A 22,295-nucleotide genomic window follows, 5' to 3' on the forward strand; every position below is an offset into this window, starting at 1 on the left:
GGTAAGGTGTTGAACGTTTACGGATGGTTAGGGCGGCGCCGGTTCGCCGCCCCAATGACCGAATTATGCGGCGATCGGATAGGGTTTGATGTCGCCGCTGAGATACAGGTTGCGCGCCTTCGCCCGGCTGAGCTTGCCCGAGCTGGTGCGCGGCAGCGTGCGCGGCGGGATCAGCTCGATCACGCAGTTCATGCCGGTGACCGACCGGACTCGCTCGCGGATTTCATCGCGCAGGCGTAGCCGCTCGGCATCGTCGCTGCTGCGGCACTGGACGAGGACGGCGGGGGTCTCCTCACCGCCGGGCGTCGTGATCGCGAAGGCGGCGATGTCGCCCGACTTGAAGCCCGGGAGCTGCTCGACCGCCCATTCGATGTCCTGCGGCCAGTGGTTCTTGCCGTTGACGATGATCATGTCCTTGGCGCGGCCGACGATATAGATGTAGCCGTCCGACATATAGGCCATGTCACCGGTATCCAGCCAACCGTCGACCATGCAGGCGTCGGTCGCCTCCTGATCCCGGAAATAACCGACCATGACGCTGGGGCCCTTGCACCACAATTTGCCGATCGCACCGTCGGGCAGGGGCGTGCCGTCCTCTTCGCGAATCTCGACCGTCATGTCGCGCACCGGCTTCCCGCAGTTGACGATGGCGCGGAAGCGCTGCGGGCGCGGGCCGTCGTTGGCGGCGAGCGAATCGCCCCCGCCCGACAGCTGCGTTTCCTCGACCAGCTCGACGCGGATGCCTTCGCCCGGCGGCATCAGCGACACGGCCAGCGTCGCCTCGGCAAGGCCGTAGCTGGGCAGAAAGGCGCTCGCCTTGAAGCCCGCATCGGCAAAGGCATCGACGAACGCCTGCATCACATCGGGGCGGATCATGTCGGCGCCATTGCCCGCGACGCGCCAGCGCGACAGGTCGAAGCGCTCGGCCGCCTTGGTCTGCGACGACATGCGGCGCGCGCAGATGTCGTAGCCGAAGGTCGGCGAATAGGACAAAGCGGTGCCGTCATGGCGCGAGATCATGTCGAGCCAGGCGAGCGGGCGGCGCGCGAAATCCTCGGTCTTCAGGTAATCGGTCGACACCTGGTTGGCGATCGGCGACAGGAAGCAGCCGACCAGGCCCATGTCGTGATACCAGGGCAGCCAGCTGATGCAGCGGTCGGTGCCGTCGATCTGCATGCCGTGGCTGTGCGCAGCCAGGTTGTTGAGCAGCGCATGGTGCGTGATCGCGACGCCGTGCGGGAAGCGCGTCGAGCCGCTGGAATATTGCAGGTACGCGATCTGCTCGCCATGCGCCTGCGGCAGCACGGCCTCCGGTGCCTCGCGGGTCGCGAATTCGGACCAGTCGATGCCGTCCGTGCCCGCCAGCTGCGCGGCCTCTGCCGCCATTGCGCTGAGTTCAGGCGGGAAGATCAGCATCTTGGGGTCACAGCTGGCCAGCTGGACGCGCAGCTGCTCGATATACGAATCGCGGCCGCCGAAGCTGGTCGGCAGCGGCAGCGGCACTGGCCAGGCGCCGGCGTAGATGGTGCCGAAGAACAGAGCGGCGAATTCCGGCCCGGTTTCGGCGACCAGCGCGATACGATCTTCGGGCTGCACCCCCGCCGCGATCAGGCGATAGGCGGCGGCGATCGCGTCGCTGCGCAGCTCGGCGAAGGGATAGGGGCGCGCCAGCGTGCCGCGCGCGTCATGGAAATTCAGTCCGCGCACCCCGGTGGCGGCATAGTCCAGCGCCTCGCCCAAGGTGGCGAAATCGGCGAAGCGGCGCGGCAGCGCGTCGAGCGTCGGGGTAGGGGCCGGTCGGGGAGTCGGCGAAGCCGCAGACTGATCGGTCATCGAAATTCCTGTTCACGCGCCGCTATCACGCGGCTGTCATATCCTGGCGCTTTAACGCGCGATCAACGTTCTCATTCCGTTGCCACTGTGGCAACAACATGGCCATGCCCGCCGAACGTCGCCCTCCGCGCCCGCTGGACGCCGCCGCGCTCGACCGACTGGCGCTGCGCTACGTCGAACGGTTTGCGACGACGCAGGGCAAACTGGCGGATTACCTGCGGCGCAAGGTGCGCGAAAGGGGCTGGGAGGGCGAGCCCGCCGATCCGGCAGCGATCGCCGCGCGCATGGCGGCGCTGGGCTATGTCGACGACCGGCTCTTCGCCGAAAGCAAGGCGGCGGCGCTGGCGCGGCGCGGGCTGGGCGCACGACGGGTCGGCGCGGCGCTGCGTCAGGCGCATGTCGCGGACGTCGCGGAGGATCTGGCGCCCGACATCGCCGCGCGGGCACTGACCGCCGCGCTCACCTTTGCGCGGCGACGGCGCGTCGGACCGTTCGGGCCGGAGGTGGCGGATCGCGCGATCCGTGACCGGCAGCTGGCCGCGATGCTGCGCGCCGGCCATCCGCTCGATCTGTCCCGACGCATCCTGACGGCGCGCGACCTGTCCGATCTGGGACTCGAATCGGACGATGAGGCTGCGGTTCAAGCCTTTTTCTTGCCCTGAGCGGCCTAAAAACCCGCAAAGGCTTTCGTTTCATAATTGCGGCTGCGACGAACCGTGCTAGCGTGTCGGCGACAGGGGTGCAGTGATGCGTGGCGAGCCGCAACGGGAGTGCGACGAGCGAGGCGGCGGGCAGATGCCCGGCGACCGTGATCGTGCGTTCGGGCGACCGGTGGAATCCGAGGATACGATCGACACCGTCGCGCCGGACGCGACGACCCGCGCCGCCGCCGCAGACGAAGGCCCCATCGCGATCGGCGGCGTCGTCAAATGGTTCGACGCGACGCGCGGCTTCGGCTTCGCGGTGGCGGACGATCCGGCCTATGGCGACGTGCTGATCCATTTTTCGGTGTTGCAGTCGCACGGCCGGCGCAGCCTGCCCGAAGGGGCGCGGGTGGAGACGCTGTCGGTGCAGCGCGGTCGCGGCTATCAGGCGCGCGAAGTGATCGGCATCGATCTGACCAATGCGATCGAGGATGCGCCCCGGCCGCCGCGCAATCCCGATCGCGTCGATCCGCTCAGCCTGATCGATGCGGCCGGCGCGTTCGAAGGCGCGGTGGTGAAATGGTTCAACCGGCTGAAGGGCTATGGTTTCCTGGTCCGCGATGCGGATGGGGCGGACGTGTTCGTCCATATGGAAACGCTGCGTCGTGCGGGGCTGGCGGTGGTCGAACCCGGCCAGCGGTTGCGCGCGCGGATCGTCGCGGGCAACAAGGGGCCTCTGGCGGTCAGCGTCGAAGAGGATTGAGCCGATGATCGGAACGAAGGCGCTGGTGGCGATCGTCGCGGCGCTGGGGCTGGGCGCGACCGGGGTCGCGGTGCAGACCGGTGTCTTCTCGCACGATACGGCGGCGAAGGATGCGGCCAAGACGCTGTTGCCGATCACGATCGCCAGCGCCAACGACACGCATAATTTTACGGTGGAACGCGCGGTGACGCCCGCCGAGCAGGAACGCGGGCTGATGTACCGCACCGACCTGAAGCCCGATGGCGGCATGCTGTTCTGGCCCTATCCGCCGGAGGGCGGCGGTCCGCGTCAGGCGAGCTTCTGGATGAAGAACACGCCGACGCCGCTCGACATCCTGTTCATCCGCGCCGACGGCACGATCGCGACGATCGCCGAAAATACCGTGCCCTTCTCCGAAACGCCCGTCCTGTCGCGTGAGCCGGTGGCGGCAGTGCTGGAACTGGTCGGCGGCCGCGCGGCGGACCTCGGCATCGCCGAAGGCGACAAGGTGACCTGGGCGAAGTAGCGGGCTTTCTATCGGTCGAGTGAAAATGAGCGCCTGTTCAGGTGCTCTATCGTCTCGCCAAATCGGTCTTATTAATCTCGAGCAGCAAAAGCCTGCTTATCAAAAATTCCTTCGAATCTAATGCGAGCGCCGGATTTCGGTAAGTACTTCAGCATATGGTAATCGGTCAACAGGGACTCGAGATCTGCCGAGCGGGGTGACAGAGCGTTGTATGCGAGAGACACAAGTTCGCTATTAGTCAATTGTGATCGTAGCAATCTGGTGTACGATGCCTTCTCTTGATCCCTCAGAATAGAATCGTGTCTGACTTTGTTTAAAATTGAGTAGACCAACCGATAATATGGTGCGAATGTGCGCTCGGTATTCATGGTCATGGTTTTTTCATACGCTGCGACAATCTCGTCTCGTGACGCCGTGGGCGGGTTCGTAACAGCCTGTCTGATATGAAAAAGGTGTTCAAGAGTAAAACCGGTAAGCGCATCAATGCCCACCTTTGTTTCTAATCGATGCTGCTTTGTCTTGGGGTTTTGCGCTGCCGATATAAATTGCTTCGAGTGTTTGAAAACAAGTTCGCCCCGCAACTCGCGCATCAATTTTAGCAATTCGAAGAACGTGGCTTCGAAGCGTTGCCTGTGAGCATCTTCGGCTTGAAGGGCCAATGCTCGCTGTTGCTCTGCAAGTGCTGCTTGTTGAAGGACTAGTGTCCGAACGACAAAGAGTGCGCCTGCAAGAGACACAAGCCCATTAAAAGCACCAAATGTATCGCCCCAGCTGCCAGCTGTGCCGACTCCCTCGATCGATTTTCCCGCAAAAAACCTAGCAATTTCTAAGCTGTAGTCCGCGTAGAGACCCCATCCGAAAACGAGGGCCAGCAGCAGGATGATCCAGAATTTTGCGCTCATTGCCCTATTTTCGATATTGTTGCCGGTAAATATGCAACCCGCTAAGTTAGAAATCTATACGAATATTGATTCCCGTCCGTGATGCGGTGGTGCGTCAATCTCCCTAGCTCGAATGTCGTCAGGACAGTTTCAAGATTACCATATCACCTGTTGATGGCTCGCTCGCGTGCGGGTAAGCGCTGAGCCACTATGGGCATCAACCTCAATCCCTTCACCTGGTGGACCGGCGCGTCGTGGGGCACGATGCTCTATGGCCTGCGTGGCATGGCGCAGATGGGCACCGACCAGCTCGGCAACGTCTATTACGAAGGCGGCAAGGACGGCAGCGGCCGCAAGCGGCGCTGGGTGATATATGAGGGTGCGAACGATGCCAGCCGGGTGCCGCCCGAATGGTTCAGCTGGCTCCACCATCACATCGACGACGTGCCCGATCGGGCGCTGCCGCCGGTGCGTGCGTGGCAGAAGCCGCCGATCCCCAACATGACTGGCACGCCGCTCGCCTATCGTCCCTCGGGCTCGTTGGAAAAGGGCGGCAAGCGCGCCGCCGCGACCGGCGATTACGAGGCGTGGACGCCCGAAGGGTGAGCCCACGGATCGGCCGCTGGCTGGCCGCCGGCGTCCTGCTGGTCGCGATCGCGGTGGCCGGCGTCTTCGGCTATCGCGCCTGGCATGGCAGTAACGGCCCGGCGAACCGGACGGTCGCGACGCAAGACCTGCCCGCCGATCCCGCCAAGGGCGACGGGATCGAGACGATCGCCGCCTCCGACACGACGCTACCCACCGGCGGCACGCCGATGGCCGAGCGGGTCGCCGTCGTCGGCCTGCTCAACAAGCGCAACGGCGTCAGCCGCGACCTGACGCTGAAGCCGGGGCAGGCGGTGCGCATCGGCGATGCGATCGTGCGCCTGCGTGCCTGCGAAAAGACTGCGCCCTGGGAGCAGGATCCGCTGACCGGCGCCTTCGTCCAGCTCGACGTGCGCGGCACCGACCGGCACTGGCGTCGCGCCTTTTCCGGTTGGTTGTTCAAGGAACGGCCGGCGCTGAACGTCGTCCAGCACCCCGTCTATGACGTGTGGACCAAGAGCTGCACGATGTCCTGGCCGGAAACCGGCCCCGACACGGTGTCGGCGGCGAGTGGCGGCGCGGCGCGCTCCAGCGCGAAGAAATCGGGCGGTGCGGACGCCGATGCGAGCGAGGGCGACGATGCGGCGCCCGCTGACGAGCCGGTCGCCCCGTCGAGCGCGCCGGCCAGCAACGCGCAATAATCGCTCCGGTCGATCTCCACCGCGCCCAATGAGGCGAGGTGGGGCGTCTGGAACTGGCAGTCGAGCAGGGTGAAGCCGCCGGCCTTCAGACGAGCGACGAGCCAAGCGAGCGCGACCTTCGACGCATCGGTGCGGCGGCTGACCATCGATTCGCCGAAAAAGGCTCGGCCCAGCGCCAGGCCGTACAGGCCGCCGACCAGATCGTCGCCGTCCCAGCATTCGATCGAATGCGCATAGCCCATGCGGTGCAGCGTCACGAACACCTGCTCGATGCCGCTGTTGATCCAGGTTTCCGGGCGATCGTCGGCGCTCTCGGCGCACAGCTGGATCATCCGCTCGAAGGCGGTGTCGGCGGTGACGCGAAAGCGGTCACGCGCGATCGTTTTGCGCAGCGACGCGGAGAGGTGGAAGCCATCGATTGGCAGGATCGCACGGGTGCGCGGTTCGACCCAATAGACGCTGTCGGCGTCGCGGTGATCCGCCATCGGGAAGACGCCCATGGCATAGGCGCCGAGCACGAGTTTCGGGTCGAGCGTCTCCATCGCCGGCCAAGGTGGCGGTGCCAGGGGGCGATGGCAAGGTGGGCCGCTCCGGCCGGACGACCGTCAAGCCCGTACGATCTAGATCCGGGCGACCCGCATCGCGCGTCGGATCAGCGCGCCACCCGCTTTTCGATCGCGCGCCACAGCTCGGCGAAGGCGGTCGCGGCGGCGCTGCGCGGCGCATAGGTGGCGACGGGCGCGCGGTGATCTGCCATCGCCTCGACCGCACTCGCCATCGGGATCGTGGGCCAGTCGGGCTGCGCGGCGAGCGCGGCGGCGTGCAGGCGGCGGCGGCGGTCGACCATCATGTGGACGGGCAGCACCGGCACCTTGCCGCCGAGATGGCGCACCACTTCCTCTGCGGCGCGCTGCGCGAGGGCGGAGGGGATGATCGGCATGACGATCAGGTCGGCGGCGCGGATCACCTGTTCGCTGGTTTCGGTGAGCCCCGGCGGACAATCGAGCAGGACGTGATCGTAACTGCCGAGGTCGGCGACCAGCTTGTCGAGCCGCCTTTTCTTGCCGAGATCGTGCAGGAGCACGTCGAGGTCGCGCAATGATGCGTCGGCGGGGATCAGATCGAGCTTCGCGATCTCGGTCGGCCGGGCGTGGCGCGCGACCTTCGTATCCTTCGTGAACAACGCACGTGCCTGATCACCAGCAGGATCGCGGCCCAGCACCCAGCTGCTCGCCGCCTGGGGATCGAGGTCCCACAAGGCGGTGCGTCGCTTCGACAGGGTGGCGGCGCAATAGGCCAGATTGACGGCCAGCGTGGTTTTGCCGACGCCGCCCTTCGAACTGTAGATCGCGATCGTTGCCATGGGGCGGGATCGTACCGTTCTGGACCCGATGGGGCAATGCGCGATCCGCGTCATGAGGAAAGCTGGGGGCTGGCCCGAGCAAAGGTGCTTTGTCGGGCGCGATGCCGCCCGATACGGGCCGGACGCAAGACGCGGCGGCATCGGGTGGCGATGCGCTGCGTCACCATCCGGATCGGGAGTTCGATATGCTGCGCCGTGCCGTCCTTGGGTCTGCGATCCTGCTTGCCGCGTCGCTTGCATCGTCGACGGGTGGGCGGGCATCCACGCCGGTGCGCAAGACCGTGCCGATCGTTTCGCGGCCCGGCGTGTGGCAGGCGCCGGTGGGTGGGCGACAGGAGCTATTATGGGCGGCCACCGTCCCGCTCGCCAAGCCGGACAGCGGCAATGCGCCGGAGGAAACCGGCAACGGTTCGGCGATCGTCGGCGGGCGGATGTGGCATTGGGCGGGATCGATCACGCGGCCGACGATGACGGTGTTCCGGCCGCAGGGGCGCAACACGGGCACGGCCATGCTGGTGCTGCCGGGCGGCGGCTTCACCGTCGTCGCGATGGACCTGGAGGGGACCGAAATCTGCGATTGGGCGGTGCGGCAGGGGATCACCTGCGCGGTGCTGAAATACCGGGTGCCGCAAGCATGGCCGGTGGTGAACGGCCGGCGGCAGCGGCCCAAGGTGCTGCTGGGGCTGGAGGATGCGCAGCGCGCGATGGGGCTGCTGCGCGTGCGGGCGGCGCGCTATGGCATCGATCCGCATCGCATTGGCGTCATCGGCTTTTCGGCCGGCGCCTATCTGGCCGCGGCGATGAGCAATACCGAGGCGCGGACCTATCCCATCGCCGACGCCGCCGATCGGCAATCGCCGCGCCCCGACTTTGCGGTGATCGCCTATACCGCGCGCATGCTCGACGACAGCAAGGGCCGCAACAGCCTGGAATTGCAGCCATGGGTGACGATCAGCCCCAAGGCGCCGCCGACCTTCATCCTGCATGCGATGAACGATTCTACCGACCCGATCCGCCAGCCCATGGCCTATGCCCTGGCGCTGACCGACGCGGGCGTGCCGGTCGACATGCGCCTGTACGCCAAAGGCGGCCACGCCTTCGGAATGCGTCCGAGCGCCGACCCGGTGACGCGCGAATGGCCGGGGGCGCTCAAGCAGTGGCTGCGCGATATCGGCATGCTGTGACCGGTCCGGCCGCGGATCAATCCTAGAACCGGCTCGCCAGTGTCACGCGCACGTTGCGCGGCGCACCGGGAACGGTCCACACGTTCGCGTACGAACTGGCGATATAATAGGTGTCGAACAGGTTATCGACGTCCGCCCGCACGCTGAGCCGCGGCGTGACGGCATAGCTCAGCGTCGCGCGCGCGATCGTATAGGCGGGCAGGCGGTAGCTGGTGCCGAACGGATCGCCGGCGCGCGTGCCCACATACGTGATCCCTCCGCCCACGCCCAGACGGCCGACCGTCTTTAGCGCGAACAGGCTGCCCGCATGGCGCGGCACGTTCGACAGCGGCTTGCCGATCAGCGTGCGGTCCTGATCGTTGCGGATCGTCGCGTCGACATAGGTATAGGCGGCGGTGACGTAGAGATCGTCGGGGCGGACATAGGTGAGTTCCGCCTCCACGCCGCGCGACCGCTGCCGGCCGATCTGGCTTTTGACGAATGGATCGACCGAATTGGGGTTGAGGACGTTGCGCTTCTCCATGTCGAACACGGCGGCGGTGCCGGTCAGGCGGCGCTGGAACAGGCTGACCTTGACCCCCGCCTCGGTCGAATGGCTGCGTTCGGCATCGAACGTCGCCGTGCCGTCGGACGGGTTGAGCCGCAGCGAATCGCCCCGGCTGGCGTAAAGCGATACGCCCTCCCGGATTTGCCACGAGACTGCCGCACGCGGCGTGACGCCAGCATCGCGCGTGTCGAGTTCGCGGGCGGTCAGCCGGTTGAAGACGTCCTCGCGAAAGCTGTTCCATCGTGCGCCGAGCAGCAAGGTGAGGGGCCCGCGCCGGATGACGTCCTGCACGTAGAGGCTTTCGCTGCGAAACGATGCGGTGCGGCTGAGCGAGGCGGGCGGGGTCGGAAGCGGCTGGCCGTAGACGGGGGCGAACAGATCGATCAGCAGGATCGGCCGCGTGGTCGTGCCGCGTGCGCGATCGAGCCGGAAGTCGAGCGCATGCCGCACGCGATCGACGCCGACGCGCAGGTCGTGATCGAGCCCGAGCAGGCGAAGCCGCCCGGTCAGTTCGGCACGCAACGACAGGTCGTTCCATGCAAAGTCATGGTAGCGTCGGTCGCGTCCGGCGGTGCGCCCGTCGCTTTGCAGACCGCGGGCGCCGAAATCGACCATCGTGCCGAAGCCACGCAGCGACCCGTCGCGCTGGCTGCCGCCCAGCTCCAGGCCGATACCCGATCCCAGATCGGCGAACAGGCTCGCCTGTTGCCACAGGATACGCTGCGTGATGCGGCCGTCCGCCGGCTCGCCGAGGAAGGTGGTGCGATCCATCGCGCGGGCGTTGCCGCCAATGCCGACCACGCCGCGATCGAGCACCGACCGGTTGCGCATATATTCGGCTTGATACAGCAGGCGCAGCCCCGGCGCGGGCGTCCAGGCGATCGAGGGCGCGATCAGGCGGCGCGATCCGCCGACATGGTCGCGGAAGCTGTCATGGTCTTCCATGACGCCGATCAGGCGGACGGACAGGCCATCGGCGATCGGGCCGCCGACGTCGCCCGTCACGCGCCGCTGATCCCAGCTGCCGACCATCGCGCTGACGGCGGCATGCGCGTGATCGAGCGGCGCCTTGGTGACGATGTTGATCGATCCGCCCGGCTCGCCGCGGCCGGACAAGGCGGCGCTCGCGCCCTTCATCACCTCGACGCGTTCGATCGTCGCGCTGTCGACCGGCGGATTATAGCCGAGGTTGCTGCCGAAGCGGTTGATCAGGATATCAGGGCCGGTGTTCTCGTCGCCCGCGAAGCCGCGGATCGCATATTTGTCCCACAGGCCGCCGAAATCGTTCTGGCGGGTGACGCCGCCCGCATAATCCAGCGCATCCTGCAAACGCGTGGCGTTGAGCGGCGTCAGGTCGTCCCCGTCCAGCACGCGCACCGATTGCGGGTAGCGGAGCAGCGGCGTGCGGCTGCCGATGATGCTGGCGTTGGCCGAGCGCGCAGTGACGATGATGTCGGCAGGGGTCTCGGGCGAGGGCGCATCGCCGTCGGTGGTCTGCGCCATGGCCGGCGCCGCAAGCCCGAAGGCGATGGCAAGAACGGACACGGCGACGCGCCGGTCGTGTGCAAGGATCACGCAGCAAATTCCTGGAATCGGCCGGACAGTTCCGGTCTCGACGGCCAGCTACTGAACTTGCGGATCGTTCGCAATAGCAATGTGGGAAGGGTGGCCGTGCGCCGCGCATAAGAAAAGGGCCGGCGGATCGCTCCGCCGGCCCTTGTGAAAAGTCGGTCCGTCGTGGCTTACGACTTGCAGGTCTGCGAGGCCTTGCCCGGCTGCGACACGGTGATGTTCGACGCATTGCCGGTCAGCTTCCAACCACCCTCAGCGGTCAGCGGCTCGCCGGCCTTTTCGGCGGTCAGGCGGGTCGGCGTGCCGGTCTGCGACGTCTTGACGAGGGCGAGCTTGTCGCCGTCGAACAGCGTCACGTACAGCAGGCTGTTGTCCTTGCAGCGGAAGGTCTTTTCCGCCTTGATCGCGGGCGGCAGTTCCACCGGCGCGCGGTTGGCGAGCTGGTTGGCCATCGGATCCGGATTCGAATCCAGCACGTCCGGCTGCGCGGGCTTGGAGTTGCAGGCGGCCAGCGCGAGAAGCGCGGCGGTGGCGGCGAACAGGGGGAGGCTCTTCATAGCGAGGGCACGCTTTGCGCATGCGAAGGGGGAGCGTCAAGGCGATCCGTCGGTTTTGGTCGTTCGGTTGATCGCGCGGCTTTGCGCTTCCCAAGTGCAGCTTTGCTTGTCGCAGGCCCGGCCACGCGCCATCTAGCGGGCATGCATACGACCCCAGACACGCTTGCCCTGATCGGCAACACGCCCCTCGTCCGGCTGAAGGGGCCGAGCGAGGCGAGCGGCTGCGACATCTTCGGCAAATGCGAATTCGCCAATCCCGGCGCGAGCGTGAAAGATCGCGCGGCGCTGGGCATCGTCGAGGATGCGGAGGCGCGCGGCGTGCTGCATCCCGGCGGGACTATCGTCGAAGGCACGGCGGGCAATACCGGCATCGGTCTGGCGCTGGTCGCCAATGCCAAGGGCTATCGCACGATCATCGTGATGCCCGAAACGCAAAGCCGCGAGAAGATGGACACGCTGGGTGCGCTGGGGGCCGAGCTGGTGCTGGTGCCGGCGGCGCCCTATTCCAGCCCCTGCCACTTCGTCCACACCAGCCGCCGCATCGCGGAGGAACGCGACAATGCGATCTGGGCGAACCAGTTTGACAATGTTGCCAATCGCCGCGCGCACATCGTCGGCACGGCGGAAGAGATCTGGCAGCAGATGGACGGGCGGATCGACGGCTTCACCTGCGCGGCGGGCACCGGCGGCACGATCGCGGGCGTCGGCCTGGGGCTGAAGGCGAAGGACGAAAGCATCTGCATCGCGCTCAGCGATCCGCACGGCGCGGCGCTATACGACTATTACGCGCACGGCGAATTGCGCAGCGAGGGATCGTCGGTCGCCGAGGGGATCGGGCAGGGGCGGATCACCGCCAATCTGGAAGGCGCGCCGATCGACACGCAGTTCCGCATCTCCGACCAGGAGGGCTATCACTGGGTTCGCCGCCTGCTCGACGAGGAAGGGCTGTGCCTGGGTCTGTCGTCGGGCATCAACGTCGCGGGCGCGGTGCGGCTGGCGGAGCATTTGGGGCCGGGTAAACGGATCGCGACGATCCTGTGCGACACGGGCTTTCGTTATCTGTCGACGCTGCATGATCCGGCTTGGCGGGCGGAGAAGGGGTTGGCGTAACACTACTCCCCCGTCACCCCGGACGTGTTCCGGGGTCCACCCATCCGCGCGGGGGCGGCCTGCGCCTCGAGCCACTCCCCTAGCCGCGGAGTGGACCCCGGAACGAGTCCGGGGTGACGGGAGAATGGGCGGAAAGCGCCCCCGACTCGCCGCCCAATCGACAAGTGCCCGACAAAGCGGTACAGCCGCACGACAAGATGAGAGCCGTGCGAGACACTCAACAGACGATGCAACGGATCAAGGTCGGCGTGATCGGCCTTGTCGCCGTCGTCATGCTCATCGCGATCGCCACCGCGATTCTGGGGTCGGCAACGCGCGAAAAGCCCATCGCCACCGCCGGATCCGCCCAGGCCGACGTCGTCGCGAATATCGCCATGACCAATGCCGGCGCCGCAGCGGCGGCCGATGCCTCGGGCGAACCACTCGCCGAACTCGGCGTCGCGCCGGCCACGGGCAACGCGCAAGCCGCACGATGATCCATTTTCGGGGAAAACCGGGGACGGCGCCCCGCGCCGGCGGAATCGCACGCCCGTACGGGTGGTTGGCGGCTGTGGCATCCATGCCACCATGGGGGTCTTTCCCGCCCATTTAGCCGCCGTCAGGGGGCTTTTCCCCGCTCATCCCCAAAAATCCCGTTGCATCCCCGGTTGGCTGTTGGTAGCGACAGTTAACAACGGGGCAGGCATCATCGTTTGCGTTTGGGCGCAGATGTATGGGAGGCGGTGAAAATCCGACTTTCCAGACGATGAGCCGTGCGCGTCAGGGTGCGAGACGGGCGTGTTGGAAAGGGGCGACTATCAGGGAAGTGGACTCGCTCTTGTCGATGACAAGGGACGCGTCGCCATCCCCAATGCGCTCCGCCACACGCTGGCCGCCAACGCGCCGCGCGCCGACGGCAAGGACGGCGGCACCGTCATCATCGCTGCGCATGAGGATCAGCCCTGCCTGATCGCCTATGATCCCGCTTATATCGCCGAACTGAAGCGCGAACTAAACGAGCGCGTCGCCCTGTCGCGCGGCGCCGACGGCAAGATCGACCACAATATCAAGCGCGGCGGCGCGAACGGCGAGGCGGTGCCCTTCGACGGCTCCGGCCGGTTCATCATGCCCGGATTTCCGCGCTTCTACGCCAATATCGGCGCGCACGCCTTCTTCTGGGGCACGCTCGACTATATCGAGATCTGGGACCCCAAGACGCTGCTTTCGACGCCGGGCATCGCGCCCCAGATGGTCGCCGCCTGTCGCTATTACTGCCAGGACAAGGGGGTGCCGCTTGACTGACGCGCCCCACATCCCCGTGCTGCTCGACGAAGTGGTCGCCGCACTCGCCCCCGCCCCGGGCGAGGTGATGGTCGATGCCACCTTCGGCGCGGGCGGCTACACGCGCGCGATCCTGAAGACCGGTGCCACCGTCATCGCCTTCGATCGCGACCCCGACGCGATTCGGGAAGGACGGGCGGCTGGTATCGAGGGGTTGACGCTGGTCCACAGCGACTTTTCCGCGATGGAGGCGGCGATCGATGCGCCCGTCGATGGCCTGGCGATGGATATCGGCGTGTCGTCGATGCAGCTCGATCAGGCGGAGCGCGGCTTTTCGTTCCAGTCTGACGGACCGCTCGACATGCGGATGGCGCAGGATGGCCCCAGCGCGGCGGATTTCCTCAACACCGCCGACGAGGATGCGATCGCCGACGTGCTGTACCAGTATGGCGACGAGCCCAAGTCGCGCCGCGTCGCGCGCGCGATCGTCGCCGCGCGGCCGCTGACCCGTACGGGCGAACTGGCGGCCGTCGTGCGCAAGGCACTGGGCCACCGGCCGCACGACAAGAAGGATCCGGCGACGCGGACCTTCCAGGCGATCCGTATCCATGTGAACCGAGAATTGGGCGAGCTGGCCGACGGCCTCGCCGCCGCCGAGCGGCTGCTCAAGCCTGGCGGCCGGCTGGCGGTAGTGACGTTCCACAGCCTGGAGGATCGCATGGTCAAGCGCTTCCTGCGTGAACGCTCGGGCAACACGCCCGGCGGCTCGCGGCATCTGCCGCAGGCGGGCGCGACGCGGGCACCCAGTTTCGCGACCGTCGGCCGCGGCATCCGTGCCGGCGAGGCGGAACTCGCGCGCAATCCGCGCGCACGATCGGCAACATTGCGGACCGCCATCCGGACGGCCGCCCCTGCATGGAATGAAGAGGTGACGGCATGACGGCGGCGTATCGGTTGAAGGGGATCGGATGGTTCGGTGGCTGTGTCGCCATCGTCCTCGGTTTCTACCTGGTCTCGCTGCAGGTCGCGACCGAGCGCAAGAAGCTCGAGAGCATGGATCGCAAGATCGATGCCGCGCAGCGCGATATCCGTGCGCTGGAGACGGAGTTCGAAACGCGTGCCAACCTCGCCCAGCTCGAAAAGTGGAACGGTGAGACGCTGTCGCTCGCCGCGCCGACCGCGGGCCAGTTCGTGACGGACGAGGCGGCGCTCGCCAGCCTCGACGTCAATCAGGTGGGCGTGCCCACGGATGGCAAGTCCGGGATGCAAATGGCGTCGCTGGTCGTGCCGTCGCAGCCGGGCGTCAGCGCCGCCGCGCCCGCCGCCACGCCGGCCCCCGCCGTGGTGCAGGTCGCCGCCGCCATGCCCAAGGCGCAGCGCGCGGTGATCAAGGTCGCCGCCATCGAAAAGAGCGCGCCGATGCTCGCGAAGCTGAACGAGGCGGCCCGCGCCAAGGCGGCGGTGGCGAAGGTGCGGCCCGAAGCGGTCGCGATGCTCGACAAGAAGCTGCTGTCTGACAGCACGCTGGGCGATATCCTTAGCAGCGCGCGCGCCGAGGCCCGCAAACGTTGACCGTCATCGTCGCCCGTCCGGCTCAGGCCCAGCATCGCAGCGCCGGCCAGCGTCACGCGCTGGTCGCGACGTCGCATATGCGGCTGATGATGCTGATGATGCTGTTCGCGGCGGCGGTGGTCCTGATCATCGGCCGGCTGGCGATGCTCGGCATCCTGTCGGGCGGCGAGGCGGCGGCGCGGACGGCGGCACTGGCGGCGCGCGGCGATATCGTCGATCGCAACGGCGCGCCGCTCGCCCGGACGATCGATGCGTGGACGATCGCGGTCCACCCGAACAAGATCATCGGCGACAAGATGGAGATCGCCGCCCGGCTCGCGGCGCTGATGCCCGATCGCGGCGACCAGGCGTGGTTCTATCACCAGCTCACCCGCAATATCAGCTTCGTCTACCTCCAGCGCCGCGCCAGCCCGGCGCTGGTCGAGCAGGTGAATGCAATCGGCGAGCCGGCTTTGGTTTTCGCGCGCGAAACACAGCGCCTGTACCCGCAGTCGACGATGGCGGCGCATGCGCTCGGCTTCCTGTCGACCGACGGCCACGGCATGAGCGGCATGGAGCGCGTGCTCGACGAGCGCCTGCTCGATCCGGCGCAAGCGGGCAAGCCGGTCGCGCTGGCGATCGACGCGCGCGTGCAGGCGGCGATGGAAAGCGAGCTCGGCCGCGCGATGGGCACCTTCTCCGCGCGCGGGGCGGGTGGCATCGTGATGGACGTCCATACCGGCGAAGTGCTCGCGATGGTGTCGCTGCCGACGTTCAACCCCAATCGCGTCGGCATGGCGGGCAGCGAGGAGCTGCGCAACCTCACCACGCAGAGCGTGTTCGAGCTGGGCTCGACCTTCAAGCCGATCACCGTCGCGACCGCGATCGACACCGGCACGATCACGATGAACCGCAAGTTCGACGCGACGCATCCGCTGAAGGTCGGCGGCTTCACCATCCATGACGAGCGCGGCGATCCGCAGCGCTGGCTGTCGATGCCCGAAACGCTGATCTATTCGTCCAACATCGCCACCGCGCGCATCGCCGACGAGGTGGGTCCGCAGAAGATGCAGACGATGTTCCGCAAGCTGGGCTTCGACACCCGGCCCGACATCGAATTGCGCGAAAAGGGCCGGCCGCTGTGGCCGCGGTACTGGGCGCGGACGACGACGATGACGACGGCCTATGGTCACGGCATCGCGGTGACGCCGCTGCATCTCGCCAGCGCTTATGCGGCTCTGGTCAACGGCGGCATCTGGCGCCCGGCGACGCTGATGAAGATCGCGCCCGGCCAAGCCCCCGCCGGCCGCCGCGTCATCAGCGAGGCGACCAGCTACAAGATGCGCCAGATGCTGCGGCTGATCGTCATGCGCGGCACGGGCCGCAAGGGCGACGCGCCCGGCTATCGCGTCGGCGGCAAGACCGGCACCGCCGAGGCGGCGGTCGCGGGCGGCTACGACCATTCGCGCAACGTCGCGACCTTCGCTGCGGCCTTTCCGATGGACGCGCCGAAATATGTCGTGCTCGCGATGCTTGATTCGCCGCAGGGCACGAAGGAAACGGGCGGGTGGAAGACCGCCGCCTGGAACGCCGCGCCCGTCGTCGGCCGCACGATCGCGCGCGTCGGATCGATGTTGGGTGTGGTGCCCGATGCGCAGCGCGATATCGACGTCGCTGACATGATGCCGCTGATCTGGCAGGAGACGCCGCCGAAGCAGGCGAACGGCAATTGACGAGCCGACTATTGAGGAGCGCGACATGAAGCTGGGGACGCTCACCGGCGGGAGTGAAGAGGCGGTGGTCACCGGCTTTGCGATCGACCATCGCAAGGTCGCGCCGGGCACAGTCTTCGGCGCGTTTCAGGGCGCGCGGGTGAATGGCGAAGAGTATATCGCCGACGCGGTGCGGTCGGGTGCGATCGCCGTCGTGACGCGGCCGGGCGTGCCGGTGGAGGGGGCGGTGGCAATCCCGTCCGACAGCCCGCGCGAACGCTTCGCGCAGCTTGCCGCGCAGTTCTTCGCGCCGTTTCCCGATGTCGCGGTGGCCGTGACCGGCACCAACGGCAAGACCTCCACCGTCGAAATGACGCGGCAATTGTGGCGGATGGCGGGCGAGCATGCCGCCTCGATCGGGACGCTGGGCGTCACCACCGCCGACGAGCGCGTGACGACTGGGCTGACGACGCCGGACGTCGTCACCTTCCTCTCCAACGTCGCCGGGCTGGCGCGCGAGGGCGTGACGCATGTCGCCTTCGAGGCGTCGAGCCACGGCCTGACGCAGTATCGCACCGAGGGGCTGCGCGTCGCCGCGGCGGCCTTCACCAACCTCAGCCGCGACCACCTCGACTATCATGGCGACATGGGCGCCTATCTCACCGCCAAGCTGCGGCTGTTTTCCGAAGTGCTCAGCCCCGATGGCGCCGCGGTCGTCTGGGCGGACGACGTCGAATCGGCGCGGGTGATCGATCTCGCCCAGGCGCGCGGCAACCGGCTTGTGACGGTCGGCGAACGCGGTAGCACGCTGCGCCTGGTCGAGCGCGATCCGACCTTGCTGGGGCAGGGGCTGGTGATCGAGGCGGAGGGCACGATACATCGCGTCACGCTGCCGCTGATCGGCGGCTATCAGGCGGCGAACGCGCTCGTCGCGGCGGGACTGGTCATCGCGACCGGCGGCGACGTGACGCAGACGATCGCCAACCTTGCCCGCCTGCAACCCGTACGCGGGCGGCTGGAGCGTGCGGCGATCGCGCGCGGCGGCGCGCCTGTCTATGTCGACTATGCCCACACACCCGACGCGCTGGAGGCGGCGATCGCCGCGCTGAAGCCGCATGCTGGCGGCCGGTTGATTGTGGTCTTCGGTGCGGGCGGCGACCGCGACGCGGGCAAGCGCGAGACGATGGGGCAGGTCGCGCAGATGCAGGCGGACCTCGCCATTGTCACCGACGACAATCCCCGCACCGAGGACGCCGCTGCGATCCGCGCCGCGATCCTGAAGGGCGCGCCCGACGCCCGCGAGATCGGCGACCGCCGCGAAGCCATCGCCACCGCGATCCGCGAAGCCGGCCCGCAGGATATCGTGCTGATTGCCGGCAAGGGCCACGAACAGGGACAGATCGTCGGCGACCTAGTGCTGCCGTTCGACGACGTCAGCGTGGCCCGGGAGTATGCGGCGTGAGGGGCGTGTACTCTTCGTCACCCCGGACTAGTTCCGGGGTCCACTCCGCGGCGAGGGGGATGGCTGGAGGCTCTTGCCCGCCCCTCGCGGACTGGTGGACCCCGGAACTAGTCCGGGGTGACGAAGGAGTTGGGCGATGATGCGTCCCCTCTGGACCGCCACCGAACTCGCCGCTGCCACGTCGGGCACCGCCTCCACCGACTTCGCCGTCACCGGCGTCGCATTCGACAGCCGTGAGGTCGGCCCGGGCGACCTGTTCATCGCGCTCACCGGCGACAGCACCGACGGCCACCGCTTCCTCGATCAGGCCTTCGCGCAAGGGGCCGCCGGCGCGATCGTCTCCGCCGACACGCCCCATCCGCACGTCCGCGTCGCCGATACCTTCGCGGCCCTGAACGACCTCGGCCGCGCCGCCCGCGCCCGCATGAGCGGCGCGGTGATCGGCGTCACCGGCTCGGTGGGGAAGACCAGCGCCAAGGAGGCGCTGTTCGCCGCGCTCGACCGCTCGCTGACCGGCGCGGTGCATCGCTCGGTCAAGAGCTACAACAACCACACCGGCGTGCCGCTCAGCCTCGCGCGCATGCCGCGCGACACGAAAGTCGGCGTGTTCGAGATGGGCATGAACCACGCGGGCGAGCTGTCGCAGCTCACCCGCCTGGTGCGCCCACACATCGCGATCGTCACCGCCATCGCGCCTGCCCACACCGAATTCTTCGCCGACGAGAGCGCCATCGCCGATGCCAAGGGCGAGATCTTCCAGGGTCTTGAGCCGGGCGGCGTCGCCATCGTCCCCTATGACAGCCCGCACCGCGACCGGCTGATGGCGGCCGCCGCGCCCTGTGCTGCGCGCACCGTCACCTTCGGCCTGACCAAGGGCGCCGACGTCCACGCGGTCGAGGCGATGCGTCTGCCCTCGGGCGGGTCGTTCGTCACCGCGAAGGTCGGCGCCCGCGAGCTGTCGTTCACCTTGTCGCAGCCGGGTATGCACTGGGTGTCGAACGCGCTGGCCGTGCTGGCGGCGGTCGATACCGCCGGCGCCGACCTCGCCCGTGCCGGCCTCGCGCTTGCCGAGATGGGCGGGCTCGCCGGGCGGGGCCTGCGACGCACCACGCGCGTCGGTGAGGGCGAGATGCTGGTCATCGACGAAAGCTACAACGCCAACCCCGCCTCGATGCGCGCGACGCTGGCGGTGCTGGCGGAGGAGCCCGGCCGGCACGTTGCGGTGCTGGGTGAGATGCGCGAGCTCGGCGACGATTCCACCGCCTATCATGCCGCCCTCGCCGAACCGATCCTGGCCGCGCGCGTCGAAACGGCGCTGCTCGTCGGCGAAGCGATGGCGCCGCTGGCGCAGGCCCTTGAGGGACGCGTCGACATCATGCATGTGCCGGATGCTGCGACGGCGCTCGACCGGCTGAAGAACCTGGTCCGGGCAGGAGACGCGGTACTCGTCAAAGGGTCTAATGGTGTCGGCCTGTCGCGCCTGGTCGCGGGGCTGGAGGCAGGTGTTGCGATCGCAGATCGCATGGGGGGCGGAACGTAAATGCTGTACTGGATCGCCGAGCACCTGGGCTTCACCGGACTGCTGAACCTTATCCGCTACCAGTCCTTCCGGACGGGCGCGGCGGTGGCGACCGCGCTGTTCATCGGCCTGATCATCGGGCCGCGCTTCATCGGCTGGTTGCGCGTCCGCCAGGGCAAGGGGCAGCCGATCCGCGCCGACGGCCCGCAGACGCACCTCGCCAAGCGGGGCACGCCGACGATGGGCGGACTGATGATCCTGACCAGCATGGCGCTGGCGATCCTGATCTGGATGGACCTCAGCAACCCCTATGTCTGGGCCTGTCTGTTCGTGACGCTCGGCTTCGGCGCGATCGGCTTCCTCGACGATTACGACAAGGTTAGGAAGGCGAGCACCGCCGGCGTGTCGGGCAAGACGCGGCTGCTGCTCGAATTCGCCATCGCCGGCATCGCATCGTGGATCATCATGCAGCAGAACGGCCCGCACCTGTATCTGCCGTTCACCGACCGACTGTACCTCGACCTCGGTTATGCCTTCCCGCTGTTCGCCGCCTTCACCATCGTCGCCTTCGGCAATGCGGTGAACCTGACTGACGGGCTCGACGGCCTGGCGACGATGCCGGTCATCATCGCATCCGTCGCGTTTATGCTGATCGTGTATCTGGCGGGCAACGTGAAGTTCGCCACCTACCTCGGCATTCCGCACGTTCCCGGCGCGGGCGAACTCGCGATCTTCTGCGGCGCGGTGGTCGGCGCTGGCTTGGCCTTCCTGTGGTTCAACGCACCGCCCGCTGCGGTATTCATGGGCGATACCGGCAGCCTCGCGCTGGGCGGCGCACTCGGCACGATCGCGGTCGTCGCGCACCATGAGATCGTGCTGGGCATCATCGGCGGCCTGTTCGTCGTCGAGGCGCTGTCGGTCATCATCCAGGTGTTCTTCTACAAGCGCACCGGCAAGCGCGTGTTCCGCATGGCGCCGATCCACCATCATTTCGAACAATTGGGCTGGAGCGAGCCGACCGTTGTCATCCGCTTCTGGATCATCAGCCTGGTGCTGGCCCTCGCCGGCCTGTCCACGCTGAAGCTGCGGTGAGGACGATGCCGGTCGCCCCAAACACACCGTCACCCCTGACTCGTTCCGGGGTCCACCGGGCCGCACGGGATTGCTTTGAGGCTCTAGCCATCCCCCTCGCCGCAGAGTGGACCCCGGACCAAGTCCGGGGTGACGACGCGTCTTTGGCAGACGCGGCATGATCCTCTCCACCGCCTGGAAGGGCCAACGCTACGCCGTCCTCGGCCTCGCCCGCTCCGGCATGGCGACCGTCCGCGCGCTCGCCGCAGCCGGCGCCTATGTCGTGGCGTGGGACAGCGACCCCGCCGCTCGCGAACGGGCGCAAGCGATCGACGGCGTCATCGTCCACGATCCCGCCGCCCTCGACCTCACCGGCGCGGCCGGGCTGGTCGTCTCGCCCGGCGTGCCGCTCAACACCCACCCGCTGGTCGCCCAGGCGCGCGCCGCGGGCGTGCCGGTGATCGGCGACATCGAACTGTTCGCCCAGGCGCGCGCCGAACTGCCGCCGCACAAGGTCGTCGGCATCACCGGCACCAACGGCAAGTCGACCACGACCGCGCTGGTCCATCATATTCTGAAGACCGCGGGCGTCCCGACACTGATGGGCGGCAACATCGGCCTGCCGATCCTCGAGCAGGAGCCGCTGCCGGACGGCGGCGTCTACGTCCTCGAACTGTCGAGCTACCAGATCGACCTGACGCAGACGCTCGACTGCGATGTGGCGGTGCTACTCAATATCACCCCAGATCACCTCGACCGCTATGAGGGCTTCGAGGGCTATGCGGGGTCCAAGGCGCGGCTGTTCGAGATGCAGTCAGCGGGGCATCTCGCGGTTGTTGGCATCGACGATGACGCCACGCGGAACATTGCCGGCGTGCTTCGCGATCGGGGCGATCTGATCGAAGTGTCGACCGCTGAATACAACGGCGCGGTGTTCGGACCCGCATTGCGCGGTCCACACAATGCGCAGAACGTCGCCGCCGCACGTATCGTCGCGGCGAGGCTCGACGTGCCCGCCGGCGAACTGTCCGCAGCGCTCGAAACCTTCACCGGCCTGCCACACCGCATGGAGCGCGTCGCCGAGCGCAACGGCGTCGCCTTCATCGACGACAGCAAGGCGACCAACCCCGAAAGCACCGCGCCCGCGCTCGGCGCATTCGAGCGCATCCACTGGATTCTCGGTGGCAAGCGTAAGGGCGACGATCTCGACGCCTGCGCGCCGTTCCTCAGCCACGTCGTCGCGGCCTATACGATCGGCGAGGCGGCCGAGCTGTTCGCCGACATCCTGACGCCAAAGCTCCCCCATGTCGAACGCAGCGGCGACCTTGCCACCGCCGTTCGCGCCGCCGCCGCTGCGGCCAAGCCCGGAGAGGTCGTGCTGTTGTCGCCGGCCTGTGCTAGTTTCGACCAGTTCCGCGATTACGAGGCGCGGGGCGCTGCGTTCCGCGCGGCTGTCGAGGCTCTAGCATGACGGG

The 22,295-nt window shown here is 67.5% G+C and carries 21 protein-coding genes and 1 pseudogene; 16 read left to right on the forward strand and 6 right to left on the reverse strand.

Translation table 11 applies throughout. From position 1 onward, the window contains the following. Positions 1-63: 63 nt before the first annotated feature. A complete protein-coding gene (locus GGR47_RS09950; RefSeq protein ID WP_147036148.1) occupies positions 64-1,833 on the reverse strand; it encodes a fatty acyl-AMP ligase in 1,770 nt (589 codons plus the stop codon). A gap of 98 nt (positions 1,834-1,931) precedes the next feature. Here GGR47_RS09950 and GGR47_RS09955 point away from each other — a divergent pair, with 98 nt between their 5' ends. The 3 genes from GGR47_RS09955 (at position 1,932) to GGR47_RS09965 (ending at position 3,745) form a co-directional block, all read left to right on the forward strand. Further along, positions 1,932-2,495 carry a regulatory protein RecX gene (locus GGR47_RS09955; protein WP_147036147.1) on the forward strand — a complete coding sequence of 188 codons (564 nt, stop codon included), beginning with the start codon at positions 1,932-1,934 and terminating at the stop codon, positions 2,493-2,495. 85 nt (positions 2,496-2,580) lie between these two features. After that, a complete protein-coding gene (locus GGR47_RS09960; RefSeq protein WP_221204718.1) occupies positions 2,581-3,240 on the forward strand; it encodes a cold-shock protein in 660 nt (219 codons plus the stop codon). Between the two features lie 4 nt (positions 3,241-3,244). After that, the gene (locus tag GGR47_RS09965; protein ID WP_244305049.1) at positions 3,245-3,745 is read left to right on the forward strand and encodes a DUF192 domain-containing protein; all 501 of its coding nucleotides are present in this window, start codon (positions 3,245-3,247) and stop codon (positions 3,743-3,745) included. A gap of 71 nt (positions 3,746-3,816) precedes the next feature. On the opposite strand, the gene GGR47_RS09970 is transcribed toward GGR47_RS09965, so the two are convergent. Then, a complete protein-coding gene (locus tag GGR47_RS09970; RefSeq protein WP_147036146.1) occupies positions 3,817-4,647 on the reverse strand; it encodes a putative phage abortive infection protein in 831 nt (276 codons plus the stop codon). A 189-nt stretch (positions 4,648-4,836) separates the two neighbouring features. Here GGR47_RS09970 and GGR47_RS09975 point away from each other — a divergent pair, with 189 nt between their 5' ends. Next, positions 4,837-5,232, forward strand: a complete 396-nt coding sequence (locus tag GGR47_RS09975) for an NADH:ubiquinone oxidoreductase subunit NDUFA12 (protein ID WP_043060321.1) — start codon at positions 4,837-4,839, stop codon at positions 5,230-5,232. A 209-nt stretch (positions 5,233-5,441) separates the two neighbouring features. Then, a pseudogene (locus tag GGR47_RS09980) lies at positions 5,442-5,675 on the forward strand (DUF2155 domain-containing protein); the annotation flags it as partial. Positions 5,676-5,710: 35 nt separating this feature from the next. Here the strand turns inward: GGR47_RS09980 and aat are convergent. Then, entirely contained in the window at positions 5,711-6,454 is a 744-nt protein-coding gene (gene aat / locus GGR47_RS09985; RefSeq protein ID WP_017979599.1) for a leucyl/phenylalanyl-tRNA--protein transferase, read from the reverse strand. 110 nt (positions 6,455-6,564) lie between these two features. Continuing rightward, entirely contained in the window at positions 6,565-7,275 is a 711-nt protein-coding gene (locus tag GGR47_RS09990; RefSeq protein ID WP_147036145.1) for a ParA family protein, read from the reverse strand. Between the two features lie 101 nt (positions 7,276-7,376). Between GGR47_RS09990 and GGR47_RS09995 the strand changes: the two genes are divergently transcribed. Beyond that, positions 7,377-8,459, forward strand: a complete 1,083-nt coding sequence (locus GGR47_RS09995; RefSeq protein WP_244305047.1) for an alpha/beta hydrolase — start codon at positions 7,377-7,379, stop codon at positions 8,457-8,459. Positions 8,460-8,481: 22 nt separating this feature from the next. Here the strand turns inward: GGR47_RS09995 and GGR47_RS10000 are convergent, their stop codons facing one another. Beyond that, positions 8,482-10,581 carry a TonB-dependent siderophore receptor gene (locus GGR47_RS10000; protein WP_147036144.1) on the reverse strand — a complete coding sequence of 700 codons (2,100 nt, stop codon included), beginning with the start codon at positions 10,579-10,581 and terminating at the stop codon, positions 8,482-8,484. A 167-nt stretch (positions 10,582-10,748) separates the two neighbouring features. Beyond that, the gene (locus GGR47_RS10005) at positions 10,749-11,135 is read right to left on the reverse strand and encodes a hypothetical protein (protein ID WP_017979595.1); all 387 of its coding nucleotides are present in this window, start codon (positions 11,133-11,135) and stop codon (positions 10,749-10,751) included. Positions 11,136-11,276: 141 nt separating this feature from the next. On the opposite strand from GGR47_RS10005, the gene GGR47_RS10010 reads away from it, so the two are divergent. The 10 genes from GGR47_RS10010 (at position 11,277) to murD (ending at position 22,291) form a co-directional block, all read left to right on the forward strand. After that, complete coding sequence (locus GGR47_RS10010; RefSeq protein WP_147036143.1) at positions 11,277-12,245, forward strand: cysteine synthase A; 969 nt, start codon at positions 11,277-11,279, stop codon at positions 12,243-12,245. A gap of 206 nt (positions 12,246-12,451) precedes the next feature. Continuing rightward, entirely contained in the window at positions 12,452-12,721 is a 270-nt protein-coding gene (locus GGR47_RS10015) for a hypothetical protein (RefSeq protein ID WP_371859736.1), read from the forward strand. A 301-nt stretch (positions 12,722-13,022) separates the two neighbouring features. Beyond that, on the forward strand, positions 13,023-13,526 hold the full coding sequence (locus tag GGR47_RS10020; RefSeq protein WP_024310403.1) for a division/cell wall cluster transcriptional repressor MraZ: 504 nt from the start codon (positions 13,023-13,025) through the stop codon (positions 13,524-13,526). Beyond that, complete coding sequence (rsmH, locus tag GGR47_RS10025) at positions 13,519-14,445, forward strand: 16S rRNA (cytosine(1402)-N(4))-methyltransferase RsmH (protein WP_147036142.1); 927 nt, start codon at positions 13,519-13,521, stop codon at positions 14,443-14,445. Before GGR47_RS10020 ends, rsmH begins: the two co-directional genes overlap by 8 nt. Then, positions 14,442-15,077 carry a hypothetical protein gene (locus GGR47_RS10030; protein WP_063685825.1) on the forward strand — a complete coding sequence of 212 codons (636 nt, stop codon included), beginning with the start codon at positions 14,442-14,444 and terminating at the stop codon, positions 15,075-15,077. The genes rsmH and GGR47_RS10030 overlap by 4 nt, the downstream gene beginning before the upstream one ends. Next, positions 15,074-16,789 carry a peptidoglycan D,D-transpeptidase FtsI family protein gene (locus GGR47_RS10035; RefSeq protein ID WP_017979589.1) on the forward strand — a complete coding sequence of 572 codons (1,716 nt, stop codon included), beginning with the start codon at positions 15,074-15,076 and terminating at the stop codon, positions 16,787-16,789. The genes GGR47_RS10030 and GGR47_RS10035 overlap by 4 nt, the downstream gene beginning before the upstream one ends. Before the next feature lie 25 nt (positions 16,790-16,814). Beyond that, entirely contained in the window at positions 16,815-18,230 is a 1,416-nt protein-coding gene (locus GGR47_RS10040; RefSeq protein ID WP_147036141.1) for a UDP-N-acetylmuramoyl-L-alanyl-D-glutamate--2,6-diaminopimelate ligase, read from the forward strand. 136 nt (positions 18,231-18,366) lie between these two features. Beyond that, positions 18,367-19,770: a UDP-N-acetylmuramoyl-tripeptide--D-alanyl-D-alanine ligase gene (locus GGR47_RS10045; RefSeq protein WP_147036140.1), complete on the forward strand. Its 1,404-nt coding sequence runs from the start codon at positions 18,367-18,369 to the stop codon at positions 19,768-19,770. Beyond that, positions 19,771-20,841: a phospho-N-acetylmuramoyl-pentapeptide-transferase gene (gene mraY, locus GGR47_RS10050; RefSeq protein WP_017979586.1), complete on the forward strand. Its 1,071-nt coding sequence runs from the start codon at positions 19,771-19,773 to the stop codon at positions 20,839-20,841. A 157-nt stretch (positions 20,842-20,998) separates the two neighbouring features. Further along, entirely contained in the window at positions 20,999-22,291 is a 1,293-nt protein-coding gene (murD, locus tag GGR47_RS10055) for a UDP-N-acetylmuramoyl-L-alanine--D-glutamate ligase (RefSeq protein WP_147037091.1), read from the forward strand. Positions 22,292-22,295: the final 4 nt, after the last annotated feature.

This window comes from Sphingomonas aquatilis (assembly GCF_014196115.1).
In the GTDB taxonomy this organism is placed as follows: domain Bacteria; phylum Pseudomonadota; class Alphaproteobacteria; order Sphingomonadales; family Sphingomonadaceae; genus Sphingomonas; species Sphingomonas aquatilis.

What these genes read in the sequence shown, in the direction of transcription:
- mraY (WP_017979586.1), top strand. Translation starts at nt 19,771, where the DNA reads ATGCTGTACTGGATCGCCGAGCACCTGGGCTTCACCGGACTGCTGAAC.
- GGR47_RS09995 (WP_244305047.1), top strand. Translation starts at nt 7,377, where the DNA reads ATGCCGCCCGATACGGGCCGGACGCAAGACGCGGCGGCATCGGGTGGC.
- GGR47_RS09950 (WP_147036148.1), bottom strand. Translation starts at nt 1,833, where the DNA reads ATGACCGATCAGTCTGCGGCTTCGCCGACTCCCCGACCGGCCCCTACC.
- GGR47_RS09970 (WP_147036146.1), bottom strand. Translation starts at nt 4,647, where the DNA reads ATGAGCGCAAAATTCTGGATCATCCTGCTGCTGGCCCTCGTTTTCGGA.
- murD (WP_147037091.1), top strand. Translation starts at nt 20,999, where the DNA reads ATGATCCTCTCCACCGCCTGGAAGGGCCAACGCTACGCCGTCCTCGGC.
- GGR47_RS09965 (WP_244305049.1), top strand. Translation starts at nt 3,245, where the DNA reads ATGATCGGAACGAAGGCGCTGGTGGCGATCGTCGCGGCGCTGGGGCTG.
- GGR47_RS10040 (WP_147036141.1), top strand. Translation starts at nt 16,815, where the DNA reads ATGAAGCTGGGGACGCTCACCGGCGGGAGTGAAGAGGCGGTGGTCACC.
- GGR47_RS10010 (WP_147036143.1), top strand. Translation starts at nt 11,277, where the DNA reads ATGCATACGACCCCAGACACGCTTGCCCTGATCGGCAACACGCCCCTC.
- aat (WP_017979599.1), bottom strand. Translation starts at nt 6,454, where the DNA reads ATGGAGACGCTCGACCCGAAACTCGTGCTCGGCGCCTATGCCATGGGC.
- GGR47_RS09955 (WP_147036147.1), top strand. Translation starts at nt 1,932, where the DNA reads ATGGCCATGCCCGCCGAACGTCGCCCTCCGCGCCCGCTGGACGCCGCC.
- GGR47_RS10030 (WP_063685825.1), top strand. Translation starts at nt 14,442, where the DNA reads ATGACGGCGGCGTATCGGTTGAAGGGGATCGGATGGTTCGGTGGCTGT.
- GGR47_RS10045 (WP_147036140.1), top strand. Translation starts at nt 18,367, where the DNA reads ATGATGCGTCCCCTCTGGACCGCCACCGAACTCGCCGCTGCCACGTCG.
- GGR47_RS09975 (WP_043060321.1), top strand. Translation starts at nt 4,837, where the DNA reads ATGGGCATCAACCTCAATCCCTTCACCTGGTGGACCGGCGCGTCGTGG.
- GGR47_RS10005 (WP_017979595.1), bottom strand. Translation starts at nt 11,135, where the DNA reads ATGAAGAGCCTCCCCCTGTTCGCCGCCACCGCCGCGCTTCTCGCGCTG.
- GGR47_RS09960 (WP_221204718.1), top strand. Translation starts at nt 2,581, where the DNA reads ATGCGTGGCGAGCCGCAACGGGAGTGCGACGAGCGAGGCGGCGGGCAG.
- GGR47_RS09990 (WP_147036145.1), bottom strand. Translation starts at nt 7,275, where the DNA reads ATGGCAACGATCGCGATCTACAGTTCGAAGGGCGGCGTCGGCAAAACC.